This is a genomic window from Nocardia sp. NPDC055321 (assembly GCF_053645575.1).
Genome location: NZ_JBSHMS010000028.1, coordinates 78,423 through 93,151, shown reverse-complemented (window position 1 = coordinate 93,151; position 14,729 = coordinate 78,423). Strand labels below are relative to the sequence as shown.

The following is a 14,729-nucleotide window of genomic DNA, read 5'->3' as shown; positions in this document are numbered from 1 at the left end:
GTCGCCCATGTATCGGCGGGAAACCGCCGAACGGGGGTGGATCGTGCACGAAAATTCGCGGCCCTTTCCGCGTCAGATCATCGCCCCCGCGGTGACATCGATAAGTCCCCCGTCCACCTTGAGATCCTGCCCGTTGATGTACGACGCCTCCACCGACGCCAGGAACGCGACCGCCCCCGCCACCTCCTCGGAAGTCCCGATCCGCCCCGCCGGCACCGAAGCCGCCGCGCCGCTGCGCATTTCGGGTGACGCCTCCGCGTCGAACGCGGGCGTCGCCGTATAGCCCGGGCTCACCGAGTTCACCCGGATGCCGCGCGGAGCCAACTCGGCTGCGACAGTCCGCGCGAGGTTGTGAATCGCCGCCTTCGTCGCGGAATACAGTGCCGCCCCCGGCGACCCGCGATGCACGGCGAACGACGCGTTGATGACGATCGCGCCGTTGTCCGCCAGCAGCGGGGCGGTTCGCTGCACGGTGAAGAACACCGACTTGAAGTTGAGATCCACCACCCGGTAGAACTCCTCCTCGGTGACGGCCCCGATCGGCTGGAACGCCCCGATGCCGGCGTTGGCGAACACCACGTCGAGCCGGCCGAAACGCTCGGCTATCGCCCCGGTCAACGCGTCGAGGTCGGCGAGATTCGCGGCGTCACCGGCCACGGCGAGCACCCGGTCCCCCGCGTTCAACGCCGCGACGGCGGCATCGAGCCGCGCCTTGTCCCGCCCGGTGATCACGACGCGCGCGCCCTCGTCGAGCATGCGGCGTGCGGTCGCCAGGCCCATTCCACTACTGCCGCCGGTGACGAGTGCGATCTTGCCGTCGAATCGTGAAGCGCCGGAACCCATGTCATGACCTCTCGAGGTAGTTTAATTGTTCATAGACTTACGTACAGTTCGACTGTCTGTCAACAGTCGCGCTATCCTGTGCGGGTGATGACGGCGCACCCCGAGCGGGATCAGATCCAGTTGGCGAACGTGCTTGCCGCCGTGGGCAACCCGCTACGCCTGTGCATCGTGCGCAAACTCGCGGGCGAGGGCGAACAGCCCTGCGGCACGATCGCCCCCGGCGTGCCCAAGTCGAATCTCACCCACCACTACCGGGTGCTCCGCGAGGCCGGCCTGATCTGGCAGCGCCCCAACGGCCGCGAGACCCTGCAGTCCCTGCGCCGCGAGGACCTCGACGCCCGTTTCCCCGGCCTGCTCGACAGCCTGATAGCCGCGTCCCACCGCGATCCGACCCTGGTGCTGTGAAACGCGAATCGCCCCCGCCGAGTGGTCGGCGGGGGCGATTCGGTCGCTCCGGGCTCAGCGCTCCCAGACGCGGGAGCCGAGGAAGCTGTCCCACTGCTCGCCCGTGAACCACAGCTCGGGGCCGCCGGGATTCTTGGAATCCCGAACGCCAACAACCGATTCGTCGATGAAGACTTCGACACATGCCTTCGACGACTCGGAAGCCGAAGATTTGAACCACGTTCGGATGGGCGACCGACCGTTCATGACTCGTACTCCTTCGCAACTCGAGACACCAGCGTGCGGGTCTCGTCCTCGTTCAACGCTACCGCTTTCAGGTCTCGTATCGCCGCTCGATAGCGGGCGATCACGTCCGACTGCTCGTGATAGAGGGCACCGATCACACCCTCGACATACACAACGGGCGGCTCCGTGAAGCCCCCGCCGAGGCGAGGGAAGTCCAGGAGGCTGAACGACTGGATGAGCAGACCTCGATGGGAACCTTTGTCGAACGGAATGACTCGCACGTTGACGTTTTCGCGCTCGGAAACCTCATTGAGCCAACGCAGCTGACCCGCCATGACAATGGGCCCGCCGAGCTGATACCGGATAACCGCCTCCGACAGGATGGCGTCGAACCTGAACCCGGGATCTTCCAACCGCTCCCGCCGACGCACCGCAAGCTCGAGTCGCCGTTCGATATTGACAGCCGACAGGTCAGGATCTTCGATCTTGGCGATCGCTCGCCGATATTCGCTGGTCTGCAACAACCCCGGCACCAGGACAGCCTGATGGGTCGTAACCTGCCGACAGGCCGACTCCAAGCGAAGGTAGTGCGGGAAGTGAGAGAACAGCTGGTCGACGTAGGGCTGCCATATTCCCTTCGAACTCCCTTGCAGGCTAGCGACTTTCGCCTGCTCCTTGACGTCGTTCCACATCGCTCGCGCCTCGACCCGGACTTCGGGATCCGCATCGTAGAAGTCCAGTAGTTGTTCCAGCTGAGCTGTTGCGATCTTGGTCGAGAAGCCTTCCTCCAGGCGGAGAAGGGTCTGCCTGGATACCTCGATGTGCACACCTGCGGCGAGTGCGGTCCTGCCCGCACGCCCGCGGATTTCTCGAAGGAACTTGCCAAATGCTCTACGGGATATCGTGGTACGACTCAATTCGTTAGCCTCACTATTCCGTTACGCTCATTTTGGGCATGCCTAAATTGGGCTTCCCATCATTATTCGTCGACTAGCCAATTTGCGGCTCGGATCGCAGAATTTCAGCGTTTACTGGAGCGGAAGCCAGTCCCTACTGGGAAGGAGTTCGAAATGCTTTGGGACACATGGGCGCTGCTCTCCATAACCGCGTTGTGCTTAGCCGTGATCGGCTGGGCGGCTTGGGGTTTCCACCGGGAGGCGCGTGATGCCCGCTCCCGCCGTATCCCGCTCGCGCACGGCGGATTCCTCACCGTCCCGCTCGCGGGCCGGCGAGCGGGACGGTTCTACCGGGGACAGCATCGGGGGCGGGCATGACGAACCCGTTCGCCTACATTCCGCGCACCGACCGCCCGGCGGTCTATCACGGTGAGCCCGCGCCCTTTACGCGGTTCTCCGAGCGCGACATCGAACGCCGCCTCGCCGAGCACGGCGAGGACTGCGAACGCGACGACTGCCCGATGCTGCGGCACCTGCAGCGGCTGCGGGCGAAACAGATCGCCCGGCAGCGGCCGCCGACGGATCCGGAGCAGGGGTGAAATAACCTGCTGCTAGCGGATTTTCAGGATCAGGCGCGCACGACGGCAGGCGGCTGCCACGTCGCGTCGATGATCTCCCGTTCCGGCCAGTAGGCGCGGAGGTACACCGAGAAACTGTCCGAAGGCGCCGGGATCCAATTGTTCTCCCGTTCGGGTCCCGGCGAGTTCGCGCCGACGTACAGCGTCAGCGAGCCGTCCGGGTTCCGGACCAGGTCCTTGTTCTTGGTGCCGAGCGAATAGCGGTTCAGCGAGTTGGGATGGAAGAAGTGGTGCCCGTTGTACACGGTCAGCGACCAGAACCCCTTGACCGGCGGTTCCTGACCCGCGGCGAACGTGATGCCGTACGTGTTGTCGCCATGTAACTGCGCACCGTTGACGTCGGTGTCGGTGTAGAAGTACTGGGTCTCGGTGGGCCGGTTCTCGAAGATGTTCGATTTGGCCGTGCCGGTCCGGCTGAAGTAGTCGACCCCGAACTGGGCGTTGTTGGCCGAGCGGTTCCAGCCGTTCCCGGCGCGAATTCCGTTGTGCTTCCACTCGAAGAACGGTGTGATCACGCCGTTCTCGGTGGCGACGGCGGTATCGGCGAGCACCTTCTTCAACACCGGATCGTCACCGGCCGCCTCGAGCAGACTGCGGAACTGCGCGTAGAGCCCCTCCTCACCCGGCAGCGGCGGCACGCTGTCCAGAATCGCGCCGAACTGGTCGAAGAACTGCTCGGGCACAACGTATTTCGGCTCGCCGCCGGTCGGGACGGGCGCGGGCACGACGGGCAGCGCGGCCCATTCGGTCACCTTGACCTCGCCGTCGAACTCGGTCAGGGGGTAGATCCCGATCCGATTGATCACCGGCTGGATCGCCGCGTGGTCCTCGGGGGTGGCGTCCATGAAGATGCGCGGCAGGGCGTTGGCCAGCGCGGTGGTCGAGCGGATGACGCCCATGACGCCCTCGGGGACCGCACCCTGCCAGTTCGGCCCGGCCAGCAGGTAGAACCCGGGCGGGGTGCCGTACGCCTTGCCCAGCTCGCCGAACTGGTCGAGACGCGCGTCGTAGAGCGCGTACACCCAGAAACGATCGCCGAAGTCGGGTACCTGCACGATGACCGGTTCGGCGTCCAGGTCCATGAAGGCCGCGCCGTAGACCACGTCCTGATTCGGGCAGGCGACGATCTTCTCCTCCGGCACCACGTAGTTCGACAGCATCGCCAGCCGTCCACGCGGCGCCGCCGGCACCGCGCCGTTGAGCAGCCCGGGCTCGGGCACCCGGGTGATGGTCTCGTACCGATTGCGCAGGTTCACCAGCGGCCAGCCCCACACGTAGGCGAACTGCGCCAGCATCGCGGCGTATTCGGAGAACATGTCGATCCCGGCGGCGGGTGCTGTCACCGGCTCGGGGTTCGCGGCGGCGGACGGTTGAACGGAAGTACTGACCACGGCGGTGCCCTTTCTCGACGGACTGCGATGCTGGCTCGAGGCTAGGCCGCTTCCGGTCCGGGATGTATCACCTGAATCGGATGAAAGCCGGTGTCGCCCCATTCGCGAGAAATGACCGGGTTTCATTGATAGGCGGGCGGCATATTTGGCAGAATCGCCGAAGTAGACAACTTCCGGCAATCTCAGAAGTAGGGCGTCATGCGCCGACTCGGCTGGTTCTCGATCATCGCGGTTGCGGTGATGTCTCTGCTCATCGCGGTGATTGTCATGGAGTTCCCCCGGATTCGCGGCGACGACCGTGAGCGCACCGGCCTCGCCGCCTTCTACGAGCAACCCGCCGACGCGCTCGACGGCAAGCCCGGTTCGATCGTCAAGAGCGAATCCCTGATCGGCACACCGGCCGCCGCGAACGCCTGGCGAATCATGTACCGGACCACCGACGTCCACGGTTCGCCCGCCGTCGCCACCGGCGTGGTGATCACCCCGGCCGACCCCGCGCCCGAGCGCGGCCGGACCGTACTGGCCTGGGGGCATCCGACCACCGGCGCGGCCGAGAACTGCGCGCCCTCACGCGGATTCGATCCGTTCCTCGACATCGAGGGCCTGCGTTTCCTGCTCGATCGCGGCTACACCGTGGTCGCCACCGACTACGTCGGCATGGGCACCCCCGGCCCCGACTCGTACCTGGTCGGCGTCACCGCCGCGCACGCCGTGCTCGATTCGGTGCGCGCCGCCCGCGAGCTCGAGGCCGCGCACGCCGGCACGTCGGTCATCCTGTGGGGCCATTCGCAGGGTGGCCAGGCCGTGCTGTTCTCCGCGGAGAACGCCCCCGACTACGCCCCCGAGCTCGACATCGTCGCCGTCGCGGCCGCCGCCCCCGCCGCCGACCTCACCGCCCTGATGCGCACCCACCTCGACGACATCTCCGGCGTCACCATCGGCTCGTACGCCTTCACCGCCTACGCCACGGTCTACTCCGATACCGCCGGCGCCCGCCTCGACGACATCCTCACCCCACAGGCCCAGGCGATCGTCCCCCGCATGAACCAGCTCTGCCTGATAAAGAACATGTCCGAGCTGCACCGCATCGGCCAACCCCTGGTCGGCGATTTCACCACCGCCGACCCGACCCGCACCCCGCCGTGGAGCGATCTCCTGTCCCAGAACTCCGCGGGCTCCCGCCCCTTCACCGCTCCCCTCTACATCGCGCAGGGCCGCGACGACGAGTTGGTGGTCCCCGCCGACACCGACGCCTTCGTGGCCCGCGAACGCGCCCAGGGCATCACCGTCACCTACGAACAGATCCCCGGCGCGACCCACGCGACCGTCGCCTACCTGGCGATCCCGTCCCTCCTGTCCTGGCTCGACCGAATCGGCCACTGACAGGACGAACCGACCGGGCACTGCCATCCGACACGGGGAGCTCGCCGGCGAACAGATCAGCCCGTCGCCTTCATCAGGCGCAGGCCGCGATTGAGGAGCGGGCGGTCCCACAGGCTCGGCGGGGTGCGCTCGGGATCCATCAGCTCGTTCTCGGCCAGGGCGCTGTCCTCGTCGGCGACCGTGTCGGGTTCGAAGCGCACCAGCGTGCGGCCGGGCGCGCGCAGGGACTCGACCGTGCGCAGCAGGGAACCGGTTTCGGCCAGGGTGGCATCGAACTTCGCGGGGTCCACCGCGAGGTGCTCGCACAGCAGCCTGCGCCGGATGCCGAGGATCGTCTCGCGCAGCCGATCGCCGTCCGGGGTCTCGGGCGTGACCTCCACGGCCAGATCGCATTCGGTGTCGAAGCCCATCGACCGGTTGTTGAGGTTCGACGAGCCCACCCGCAGCAGCCGATCGTCCATGACCAGCACCTTGGCGTGCACGTAGATCGGGTCGTCGGCGGCGGTCACCGGGTAGTACACGCCCAGGCGCCCGCCGGTGTCGGCCCGCCACAGCAGGTGCAGCAGGCGGCGGCGCGCGCCGTCCATCGCGAGCTGTTCGAGCCAGCCGTCGGCGTTGCGCGGCAGCACGATCACGATCTCGGGGCCGTCGGGCTCGCGCAGGCGCTCGGCGATCGCCTCGGCCAGGGTGCGCGAGGCCAGATACTGACTCTCGATGTACAGGGATTCGCGCGCACCGGCGATCGCGGCCAGGTAGAGCTGTTCGATCTCCCGGACCTCGGCGCGATCGGCCAGCTCGGGGAAGGTGCGCGCGACGCCGAGATCCACCGACTCCATGGTGGGCTCGAGCCCCTCCGGCCAGGGCGTATCGCCCTCGATCTCCCCGACCGGTTCCAGGCGCTCCCCGGTCGCCGCCTGCCAGCGCAGCCGCGCCAGCTCACCGATCGCCCGCGCGGCGTCACCGTCCACGGCCGTGGTGGCGTCGTGCCAGGGACCGTAGCGGTTGCCGTTGGGCTCGGTGCGAAAGTGGTTGTCGTCCCGGTGATCACTGGTGTCCCAGCGGTCCACCGTCATGTCGATGCCGCCGCAGAACGCGAGGGCGTCGTCGATGACCACGATCTTCTGGTGATGCGCGGACCCCAGCGGATGCGCACCGTCGATCTCGAAGTGCAGGCGCCGATCGGTCATCCAGTTCATGACGAAGATCGGCGTCATACCGCGGGTGATCGCCGCGAACGCGCCGATGTTCCACTTCAGCAGATAGATCTCGAGGTCCGGGCGCTGCTTGGGCAGCCAGGACAGGAACTTGCCGAGCCGGTTCGGGCCCTCGAGGGTCTGGACCTGCGGCTCGAACTTGATGCGGGTATCGAAATCCCAGCCGATCAGCACGATCCGCTTGCGCGCCTGCAGCATCGCCGACTTGGCGTGCTTGAAGTAGTCCGCCGCGTCGACGATGACCGACAGCCGATCGGCCTTCGCGACCTGCCAGCACGTCCGGCCCGGAGTGAGAATCCGCTGCTCGTCGTTCATCTGCAATCAGCTCCATCATCCGTCACCCGTCCCCGCGGGTGAACACTCGACACTACTGCGCCATACCCACTCCGACTTGTGTTGCACGCGTGAAGTTCTCGCCGCTTTCGCCGGGGTGCGGCGCCGGTCACATCCGGCCGGGCCCGCGGCACGGTGGCCCAACTCACGCTGCCCTTTCTCCACCCGGTGTTACGATACGGACCGTGTCGTTTCGAAACAAGGAAGCCGGGGAGACCGGCACCGGCCGCCCCCGCGACGCCGCGCGGGAGGCGACGATCCTGACCTGCGTCCTCGAACTCCTCGGCGAGTCCGGCTACGACGCCGTCTCCTTCGAGGCGGTCGCACGCCGCGCCGGGGCCTCCAAGGCCACGCTGTACCGGCGCTGGAACACCAAGCGCGACATGGTGGTCGCGGCCGTCAAGGCCGGTCCGGCGGCGGGCGGCGAGGCGATGACGGTGGACACCGGCTCGCTCCGGGGTGATCTGCTCGTCCTGTGCGAGCGGCTCGACGGCACCCTGCGCGCCGCCGACGGCGCGATGAGCCTGATGCTGCTGCAGGCGGGCCTGGAAGATCCCGATCTGTGCCGCCACCTCGAGGACGCGACCGGCCCCACCGGCGCGAAACTCCCGGCGAACGTGCTCGCGGCGGCCATCGACCGGGGCGAGTTGCCCGCGGGGGCGCAGCCCTTCCCGTACGAGGAGGTCGCCGGGTCGGTGCTGCTGCTGCGCAGGCTCAACGGCCTGCCCTCCGGCCCCGACTACCTGGCCGTTCTCATCGACACCATCCTCATCCCCGCCCTGCGCGCGAGCGCGGAACACACCGGCCCCGTGCCGCGCGCCCTCTTCTCCTGAACCCCGGTCCCCCGGTGAAAGGTTGTGCATCCATGACGAATCCAGTGATCGACGGCTTCGAGTACCGTCGCCTGCCCGGCGCGGGCGGCATCGAGGTGAACGCGGCGGTCGGCGGCAGCGGCGAGCCCGTCGTCCTGCTGCACGGTTTTCCGCAGACCCACCTCATGTGGCGGCACGTCGCGCGCCTGCTGGCCGCCGATCACACGGTCGTCGTGCCGGATCTGCGCGGCTACGGCGCCAGTGACGCGCCACCGGAGACCGGCCCCGAGATCTACGCCAAACGCACCATGGCCGCGGACATCGTCGAGGCCATGGTGCGCTCGGCCACGAGCGCTTCGGGCTCATCGGACACGATCGCGGCGCGCTGGTCGGGGTCCGCGCCGCGCTGGATCATCCCGAACGCATCACCCACCTGGGCATCCTCGATGTGCTGCCGACCATGGACACCTGGGCCGTACTGCACGGCGTCGACGCGAAGGTCGCCTGGCACCTGTACCTGATGGCACAGCCGGCGGACCTGCCCGAGCGCATGATCGCGGCCGTGGCCGCCGACTTCTTCGGTTCGTTCCTCGACGCGTGGGATCCCGGCGGGAACACCTTCCCGCCCGAGGTCCGCGCCCACTACATCGAAAGCTCCACCCGCACCGTGCCTTCCATCGTCGCGGATTTCCGCGCGACCGCGGGCATCGACCTCGACATGGACCGCGCGGACCGCGCCGCCGGGCGCACCCTGGACATGCCGGTGGCGGTGATCTCCCAGGATTGGGGTGCCCAGCTCGGTTTCGACGCCCTCGGCCTGTGGCGGCAGTGGGCGCCCGGGGCCACCTACCAGCCGATCGACGCCGGGCATTTCATGGCGGAGGAGCGGCCGGAGGCCATCGCGGCGTTCGCCCGGGAGCTGCTGGGACGGCGAGCGCTGGTTTAGCCGACCACGGATCGGCAACCCGTAGATCATGATCGGAACGCTTCGTTCGATTGTCCTGGACTGCAAACATCCGGCGGAACTCGCGCGGTTCTATCGCAAACTGCTCGGCGGCACGGTGGAGGATGCCGACGAAACCTGGTCGGTGCTGACCGACCCGCAGGGCAGGCGGTTCGCCTTCCAGCTCGCGCCCGACCATGAGCCCCCGCTGTTTCCCGACCCCCGGGGGTCCCAGCAGTTCCACCTCGACATCGAGGTCGGCGACATCGACATCGCCCAGCCCGACGTGCTGCGACTCGGCGCGACCCGCGTCGAGGACGCGGTGGGCGAGAACCGTTTCCGGGTGTTCCGCGATCCGGCGGGGCATCCGTTCTGCCTGGTGTGGGGTGCCACCACGAGCGATACCTGACCGGCGTGTTCGACGGCCCGGGTGCGTGCGCGCCCCGGGTCAGCAGCCGTTCGCGGTGAAACCGATCGGCAGCACGTCGCCGCGATCGCCCGCGGCGGCTCGGTCCAGCAGAGCCTGAACCGCCGGGCCGTACGGTGTGCCGTACTCGACCTCCGCGCAGCCGCCCTGCTCGTGCCCGCCGGTGATGCCGACCAGCCGCCCGTCCTGTACCCAGGGCCCGCCACTGGTTCCGGCACCGAAACCGGCGCAGTCCAGCGCGATTCCGTCCGCGCCCACGGCCGGCGGCCCGGTGCAGGTGATCGGCCGGCCGCCACTGCCCAGCGGATAGCCGCTGACGGTGACGGGTTCACCGGCCCGCGGCGCGGCCGGTGCCAGGCCCAGCACCACGTCCTCGATCGTCGTACCGCCGCGCGGCGCGACCCGCAGGACCGCGACATCGTGGGCCGGATCGAAGGTGCGCTGCCAGGCGGGGTCGACGTACATGTCGGTCACCGTCCACACGCCCGCCGGGAGTTCGGCGTCGTGCAGCAGCGGCGCGAACTCGATGAGCGCGCCGGGCCCGAACACGCAGTGCGCGGCGGTCACCACCAGATCGCGCGAAAACGAGGAGACCACCGCCGCCGAGCAGAAGTGCGGGCCGCCGAGGCGCGGCACGACGCCGAAAGCGCTGGGGTAGAACAGGGCTCCGGTCGCGGGCACCGTCTCGACCGGGGTCGCCGATCGCGGCGGGTCGGTTGCCACCGGTTCCTGTGCCCGGGCCGCGTGCGGTGCGGTGAGGGCGAGGAGCACGCCGGACAGAACGGCCACTACGTGTCGCATCCCAGGGACGGTAGCGAAGGGCACGCGAATCGTGAAGTACCCGAGCGCCTGTCGCGTCGTGGGGCGGGCGGCGCAGCGGAGGCGGCCACCGAGCCCTGCCGACTCAGCGCGAGGGCGGGCGGTGGGCCATCTCGAGCGCGCGGATGCGGCACCAGCAGGACTTGCGGGGCGGCGCAGCGCCTGCGCTCCGGTAGCGGCCCGCTGCGGTCGCCGAGCCGCCGCGCGAGAGCCGACGGGGTGGTCGGCACGTTTGCCCGGCGCAGGCGCGGGGTATCGCAGCGCCGAACATGTTGCGCGGCAGATCGATCGACTCCGGGCCCGCTCGAATCGGGCTCCGGGGCCGAAAATCGGTATGGAAAGTGGTGAGTGACTGTGAGTGAGACCGACACGAACACGCGGTTCGAGACCGAGACGTTGCTGATCGGGCGCTGGAGCGAGGCCGCCGACCCCGGCACGGGTGACGCGGTGCCGCTGACCGGGCTTCCCGAGCGGTACAACATCGTGGTCGTGGCCGGTGAGCGCGGGCGCGACGCGATGCCGGACTTCCGACCGGCGCGGTTCACCGGCGAGGAGTTTCGCGCCCAGGTCGATGCCCTGCACGCGGACGGCCGCACGGTCCTGCTGGCGATCGGCGGCCCGCACGCGCGCGTCGAGTTGCGGGACGGGCAGGAGGAAGCGCTGTTCGAGCGGATCATCGAGCTGACCGACACGTTCGGGTTCGACGGCGTCGTACTCGAATTGGCGCCGGACGACGCCGCGGCCGCGGGCAATCTGAACGTGATCTCCGCGGCGCTCCTGGCTGCTCGGCTGCACTACGGCGCCGACGGCGACGCCTTCCGCATCGGAGTGACGGCCGGAGACGCGGACCCGGACACCGGCGAACGGCCGGTGCCGTTCCTGCGGGAACTGGACGGGCACTGCGATTTCGTCGTGCGCGACGACGGATTGGTCAGCCGCGCCGCCTGATCAGCAGGACCACCGCACCGGCGGCGAGCAGCACCAGGACCCCGGCGCCCGCCGCGAGCAGTATCGGCGTGCGCGAACTCGCCGGCTCGGCGGCGTTCGGGGCGGCGGTCGCCGGTGCGGCGGCGGGCTTGTCGGCCGGCATCGCGTTCGACCCGCCCGCTTCGTATTCCGGGCCCGGTTCGGGGTTTCCGGCCAGGGTCAGATTCAGCCGGACCGGAACGGGTCGCTCATCCCCCGCTTCGGCGGGCGAACCCACCTTGACGGCGATGTAGTACCAGCCCGCCAGTGCCTGCTGCCGCAACGCGGCGGTCGAGGCATCGCGGTTGGCGTACCGGATCGGCACCGTGCCCATCGTCTTGCCCGACGTCGGCAGCGACACATCCTTTCCCGTGAAGACATGGGTGTCGTAGTCGATCTCCGCGCCGACCGGTGAATACAGCGCGGTCGCGATATTGGAGATGGCCCGGGTTCCGGATCCGCCGTTGCCGGTGAAGTCGACCCGGTACGCCAGGCCCTGACCCCAGTCGGCGCGCACCCGGTAGAAGACGAACTCGCCCGGGCGCAGGGTGTCGGTGTAGTGGCCGCCGCCGTCCAGGGTCGCGGCCGCGGCCAGCGACGCGCCGCCGGTCACCGGCTGATCCGCCGCGCCGGAATCGACGAGCGCGGTGGCCTCCGAGCTCGGGGCCGGGCCTCTGTCGCGCACGGGTTGTTCGACGCCGATGAGCAATTCGAGCGGCAGCCGCTGCGGCAGGCCGTTGGAGGTTCTGTCCCAGGTCACTTCGAAGTAGTAGCGACCCGCGCCCCGGCAGCTGCCGGATCCGTCCGCGCCGCGGAAGGTGGTGCTCACCGACAGGGTGACGCCGTCGCTCGAGCGTGAGGCCTGATCGGTCTCGAAGACGTTGCAGTCCTTGCCGTTCGCGTCGAAGATCCGGATCTGCACGGTGTTGAAGTCGTCGAGCACGTTGATGTCCGGCAGGCGCGGAAACGACATCAGGCCGGTGAAGTAGAGCGTGCCGCCCTCGGGCGCGTCCACGCCGTAGTAGCGCTTTTCGTGCTGTCCGAGGGTGTCCAGGTAGTGACCCGCGGTCGCGACGGGGGCGGTGCGGTGGCTATCGGTGCCGGTGATCGGGGTGCCCGAGGCCGCGTAGTTGCGCAGCGCGGCGGCCGTGACGCGGGGCAGGATGCGTTCCAGCGCAGCGCCGTCCGCGGCGTCGGCGTACGTCCCGCCGGTCACCTGGGCCATGCAGCTCAGCTGCGCCCGCGCCTTCTCCTCCACCGCGAAGCCGATCGAGTGCACGATCAGGTCCACGCCGCGCTGCTTCAATTCCCTTGCCACGTCACAGGGTTCGGGCGGTGCGCAGGTGTCGTCGCCGTCGGATACGAGCACGATCGAGCGCGGTCCCGAATCCGGCAGCGCCGCGGCCGCTTCGCGCAGCGAGACGCCCATCGGGGTCCAGCCGCGCGCCTGCACGTCGTTCACCGCACCGCTCAGGGCACCGCGATCCAGCGGGCCGGGCGGCTGCAGCACCCGCACGTCGCGGCAGCCGGCGGCCTTCTCGTCCGCACCGTTTCCGGTTCCCGTGCCGTACACCGCGAGTCCCACCGAGGCGTCGGCCGGCGCCGAGTCCACGAAGCCACGCACGGCCCGTTTGGCCGAATCCATCATGGTTCCGGCGCCGTCCGGGCGCTGCATCGAACCCGACGCGTCGAGCACGATCATGGTGGGTGCGTACGGCGTCTCGGCGGGGCTCGCGTAGCCGGGCTGCGGCGCCACCCCCGGCAGCACCAGCGCGACCGCGACCGCGACGAACAACCCGGCGATTCTGGACGTTCTCGGCATGATCCTCTTCGAGCACTCGGCGCAACCTGTCCGCCGAACGTACCCACAACGGGCTTGCGGCGAGCAAACCCGGCGCGCGCGAGTGCACCGTCTCGAAGCCGAGAACCGTTCTGCCGCTGCCGCATTCACGCTCGACGGCGCAATTGCGCCACGGCGTGATCGCGGGCCGCGCTGTCCCTCCCCGAGGGGCACGTCGATTCCGGTCGGGAAGCTGCCGCGCGGGGATCCGGCCGGGCGTCAGCGCCTGCGGCGGCGACTCCGGGTACGGCGCCAGCCGAAGGGGCCGGGGAGATCCATCGATGTCGTGTCACGGCCGGTGGTGCTCGTGGTGTGGCGCAGGCCGCCGCGGCTGCCGGTGGTGAGGGAGAGGGAACCGCGGTTGATGTTCAGGCGGACCCCGGGGAAGATCTTGAAGCTCTTGCGGAACGTGAAAGGCATTCGAGCCTCCTTTCTCGGGGACCGGATACCCGCCGAATGCCGGGTGAATCCCCGGTTTCCGGGCCGGGACGCCGGAATCGACTTGCGCGGGCTCGGCCCGCTGTGGTTCAGTCGCGGTACTTCAGTTCGGAGCTCCCCGGAAGTACGTCGCAGATGGGAGCAACGCATCGCGGCGCTGTGCCGGGTGATGAGGCGGGCGGCAGTGTATTCGCCGACCCCTCCTGGAGGTTCTCCCATGCAATTCGGTATCGGTCTGCCCATTTCCGCGCCGCACACCCTGCTCGACTGGGCGCGCCGCGCCGAGGCGGGCCCCTTCGCCACCCTCGCCCTGCTCGACCGGCTCGTCTACGACAACCCCGAGCCGCTCACCGCACTCGCGGTGCTCGCGGGCGCGACCGATCGCGTCCGCGTCCAGACCGAGGTGCTCCTCGCACCGCTGCGCGACCCGGTGCTGTTGGCCAAACAGGTTGCCACGCTGGACGTCATGTCCGGCGGCCGCCTGACCCTGGGCCTCGGCGTCGGCGGCCGGGCCGACGACCACGTCGCCTCCGGCACCGACCTGCGCACCCGCGGCAGGCGCCTGGACGAGCAGCTCGGGATCATGCGCCGCCTCTGGTCCGGTAGGCCGTACGGCGACGACTGCGGCCCGATCGGCCCGTCCCCCCTCCGCCCCGAAGGCCCCGATCTGCTGTTCGGCGCGTTCCAGCCCGCCGCGATCGAGCGCGTAGGCCGCTGGGGCGGCGGCCTGCTCGCCGCCGCCCCACCCTCCTGGGCCGACGGTCTCTTCGACAGGGCGCGCGCGTCCTGGAAGGCTCACGGCCGCAGCGGTTCTCCCCGCCTGGTCGCCCAAATCAACACGGCCCTGGGCGATTCGACGGTCGTGGACGAGGCCCGCGCCGCGATGCGCGCCTACTACGCCTTCAGCGGCAGCCGTGCCGACTACATGGTCAATGGAACGCTCACCACTCCCGCCGAGATCCGCACCGCCATAGCCCAATTCGACGCCCTGGGCGCGGACGAGATCGTCTTCTACTGCTACGCCGACGACCCACACCAGCTCGACCGCCTCGCGGACGTCATCGGGTGATCCCGGAACAGGTGGTGACCTGGTCGATCGGACCCGAGCCGCGCCGCTCGGCGGGCGGGATTGTCGGTCGGCCCGGATACGGTTCGG

General features: G+C 69.2%; 17 protein-coding genes. 9 read left to right on the top strand and 8 right to left on the bottom strand.

The genetic code is table 11. The features are described from left to right. Nucleotides 1-72: 72 nt before the first annotated feature. Nucleotides 73-843, bottom strand: a complete 771-nt coding sequence (locus ACWIGI_RS33975; protein ID WP_454207345.1) for a glucose 1-dehydrogenase — start codon at nucleotides 841-843, stop codon at nucleotides 73-75. Between the two features lie 87 nt (nucleotides 844-930). Between ACWIGI_RS33975 and ACWIGI_RS33970 the strand changes: the two genes are divergently transcribed. Continuing rightward, on the top strand, nucleotides 931-1,248 hold the full coding sequence (locus ACWIGI_RS33970) for an ArsR/SmtB family transcription factor (RefSeq protein ID WP_454207352.1): 318 nt from the start codon (nucleotides 931-933) through the stop codon (nucleotides 1,246-1,248). Nucleotides 1,249-1,302: 54 nt separating this feature from the next. Here ACWIGI_RS33970 and ACWIGI_RS33965 read toward each other — a convergent pair whose 3' ends face one another. Both ACWIGI_RS33965 and ACWIGI_RS33960 read right to left on the bottom strand, forming a co-directional pair. Next, on the bottom strand, nucleotides 1,303-1,494 hold the full coding sequence (locus ACWIGI_RS33965; protein WP_454207344.1) for a DUF397 domain-containing protein: 192 nt from the start codon (nucleotides 1,492-1,494) through the stop codon (nucleotides 1,303-1,305). Next, nucleotides 1,491-2,390, bottom strand: coding sequence for a helix-turn-helix domain-containing protein (locus ACWIGI_RS33960; protein ID WP_454207342.1), 900 nt, complete (start codon nucleotides 2,388-2,390; stop codon nucleotides 1,491-1,493). The genes ACWIGI_RS33965 and ACWIGI_RS33960 overlap by 4 nt, the downstream gene beginning before the upstream one ends. Nucleotides 2,391-2,743: 353 nt before the next feature. Here ACWIGI_RS33960 and ACWIGI_RS33955 point away from each other — a divergent pair, with 353 nt between their 5' ends. Then, nucleotides 2,744-2,968: a hypothetical protein gene (locus ACWIGI_RS33955; protein WP_454207340.1), complete on the top strand. Its 225-nt coding sequence runs from the start codon at nucleotides 2,744-2,746 to the stop codon at nucleotides 2,966-2,968. Nucleotides 2,969-2,997: 29 nt separating this feature from the next. Here the strand turns inward: ACWIGI_RS33955 and ACWIGI_RS33950 are convergent, their stop codons facing one another. Then, a complete protein-coding gene (locus ACWIGI_RS33950; protein WP_454207338.1) occupies nucleotides 2,998-4,398 on the bottom strand; it encodes a DUF1254 domain-containing protein in 1,401 nt (466 codons plus the stop codon). 198 nt (nucleotides 4,399-4,596) lie between these two features. On the opposite strand from ACWIGI_RS33950, the gene ACWIGI_RS33945 reads away from it, so the two are divergent. After that, a complete protein-coding gene (locus ACWIGI_RS33945; protein ID WP_454207337.1) occupies nucleotides 4,597-5,781 on the top strand; it encodes an alpha/beta fold hydrolase in 1,185 nt (394 codons plus the stop codon). A gap of 56 nt (nucleotides 5,782-5,837) precedes the next feature. Here ACWIGI_RS33945 and ACWIGI_RS33940 read toward each other — a convergent pair whose 3' ends face one another. After that, a complete protein-coding gene (locus ACWIGI_RS33940) occupies nucleotides 5,838-7,310 on the bottom strand; it encodes a phospholipase D-like domain-containing protein (protein ID WP_454207335.1) in 1,473 nt (490 codons plus the stop codon). Nucleotides 7,311-7,513: 203 nt separating this feature from the next. Here ACWIGI_RS33940 and ACWIGI_RS33935 point away from each other — a divergent pair, with 203 nt between their 5' ends. From ACWIGI_RS33935 to ACWIGI_RS33920, 4 genes are read left to right on the top strand one after another with little or no spacing between them, the layout of a single operon-like run. Continuing rightward, a complete protein-coding gene (locus tag ACWIGI_RS33935) occupies nucleotides 7,514-8,161 on the top strand; it encodes a TetR/AcrR family transcriptional regulator (RefSeq protein ID WP_454207334.1) in 648 nt (215 codons plus the stop codon). Between the two features lie 32 nt (nucleotides 8,162-8,193). Next, complete coding sequence (locus ACWIGI_RS33930) at nucleotides 8,194-8,661, top strand: alpha/beta fold hydrolase (protein WP_454207333.1); 468 nt, start codon at nucleotides 8,194-8,196, stop codon at nucleotides 8,659-8,661. After that, nucleotides 8,589-9,086, top strand: coding sequence for an alpha/beta fold hydrolase (locus tag ACWIGI_RS33925; RefSeq protein ID WP_454207354.1), 498 nt, complete (start codon nucleotides 8,589-8,591; stop codon nucleotides 9,084-9,086). The genes ACWIGI_RS33930 and ACWIGI_RS33925 overlap by 73 nt, the downstream gene beginning before the upstream one ends. Before the next feature lie 28 nt (nucleotides 9,087-9,114). Then, nucleotides 9,115-9,492, top strand: coding sequence for a VOC family protein (locus tag ACWIGI_RS33920; protein ID WP_454207331.1), 378 nt, complete (start codon nucleotides 9,115-9,117; stop codon nucleotides 9,490-9,492). A 39-nt stretch (nucleotides 9,493-9,531) separates the two neighbouring features. Here ACWIGI_RS33920 and ACWIGI_RS33915 read toward each other — a convergent pair whose 3' ends face one another. Further along, complete coding sequence (locus ACWIGI_RS33915; RefSeq protein WP_454207329.1) at nucleotides 9,532-10,311, bottom strand: trypsin-like serine peptidase; 780 nt, start codon at nucleotides 10,309-10,311, stop codon at nucleotides 9,532-9,534. 372 nt (nucleotides 10,312-10,683) lie between these two features. On the opposite strand from ACWIGI_RS33915, the gene ACWIGI_RS33910 reads away from it, so the two are divergent. Continuing rightward, nucleotides 10,684-11,277, top strand: a complete 594-nt coding sequence (locus ACWIGI_RS33910; RefSeq protein WP_454207327.1) for a hypothetical protein — start codon at nucleotides 10,684-10,686, stop codon at nucleotides 11,275-11,277. Here ACWIGI_RS33910 and ACWIGI_RS33905 read toward each other — a convergent pair. Together ACWIGI_RS33905 and ACWIGI_RS33900 are read right to left on the bottom strand one after the other, a co-directional pair. Continuing rightward, entirely contained in the window at nucleotides 11,261-13,117 is a 1,857-nt protein-coding gene (locus ACWIGI_RS33905) for a vWA domain-containing protein (protein ID WP_454207325.1), read from the bottom strand. The two genes, ACWIGI_RS33910 and ACWIGI_RS33905, sit on opposite strands and share 17 nt — an antisense overlap. A gap of 237 nt (nucleotides 13,118-13,354) precedes the next feature. After that, on the bottom strand, nucleotides 13,355-13,555 hold the full coding sequence (locus ACWIGI_RS33900; RefSeq protein ID WP_454207323.1) for a DUF4236 domain-containing protein: 201 nt from the start codon (nucleotides 13,553-13,555) through the stop codon (nucleotides 13,355-13,357). A 235-nt stretch (nucleotides 13,556-13,790) separates the two neighbouring features. Here ACWIGI_RS33900 and ACWIGI_RS33895 point away from each other — a divergent pair, with 235 nt between their 5' ends. Further along, nucleotides 13,791-14,642, top strand: coding sequence for an LLM class flavin-dependent oxidoreductase (locus ACWIGI_RS33895; RefSeq protein WP_454207321.1), 852 nt, complete (start codon nucleotides 13,791-13,793; stop codon nucleotides 14,640-14,642). Nucleotides 14,643-14,729 lie beyond the last annotated feature (87 nt).

Bases quoted from the DNA above. Each gene is read 5' to 3' on its own strand.
- ACWIGI_RS33920 (WP_454207331.1), top strand. From the start codon at position 9,115: ATGATCGGAACGCTTCGTTCGATTGTCCTGGACTGCAAACATCCGGCG.
- ACWIGI_RS33945 (WP_454207337.1), top strand. From the start codon at position 4,597: ATGCGCCGACTCGGCTGGTTCTCGATCATCGCGGTTGCGGTGATGTCT.
- ACWIGI_RS33915 (WP_454207329.1), bottom strand. From the start codon at position 10,311: ATGCGACACGTAGTGGCCGTTCTGTCCGGCGTGCTCCTCGCCCTCACC.
- ACWIGI_RS33900 (WP_454207323.1), bottom strand. From the start codon at position 13,555: ATGCCTTTCACGTTCCGCAAGAGCTTCAAGATCTTCCCCGGGGTCCGC.
- ACWIGI_RS33955 (WP_454207340.1), top strand. From the start codon at position 2,744: ATGACGAACCCGTTCGCCTACATTCCGCGCACCGACCGCCCGGCGGTC.
- ACWIGI_RS33965 (WP_454207344.1), bottom strand. From the start codon at position 1,494: ATGAACGGTCGGTCGCCCATCCGAACGTGGTTCAAATCTTCGGCTTCC.
- ACWIGI_RS33895 (WP_454207321.1), top strand. From the start codon at position 13,791: ATGCAATTCGGTATCGGTCTGCCCATTTCCGCGCCGCACACCCTGCTC.
- ACWIGI_RS33940 (WP_454207335.1), bottom strand. From the start codon at position 7,310: ATGAACGACGAGCAGCGGATTCTCACTCCGGGCCGGACGTGCTGGCAG.
- ACWIGI_RS33975 (WP_454207345.1), bottom strand. From the start codon at position 843: ATGGGTTCCGGCGCTTCACGATTCGACGGCAAGATCGCACTCGTCACC.
- ACWIGI_RS33905 (WP_454207325.1), bottom strand. From the start codon at position 13,117: ATGCCGAGAACGTCCAGAATCGCCGGGTTGTTCGTCGCGGTCGCGGTC.
- ACWIGI_RS33970 (WP_454207352.1), top strand. From the start codon at position 931: ATGACGGCGCACCCCGAGCGGGATCAGATCCAGTTGGCGAACGTGCTT.
- ACWIGI_RS33930 (WP_454207333.1), top strand. From the start codon at position 8,194: ATGACGAATCCAGTGATCGACGGCTTCGAGTACCGTCGCCTGCCCGGC.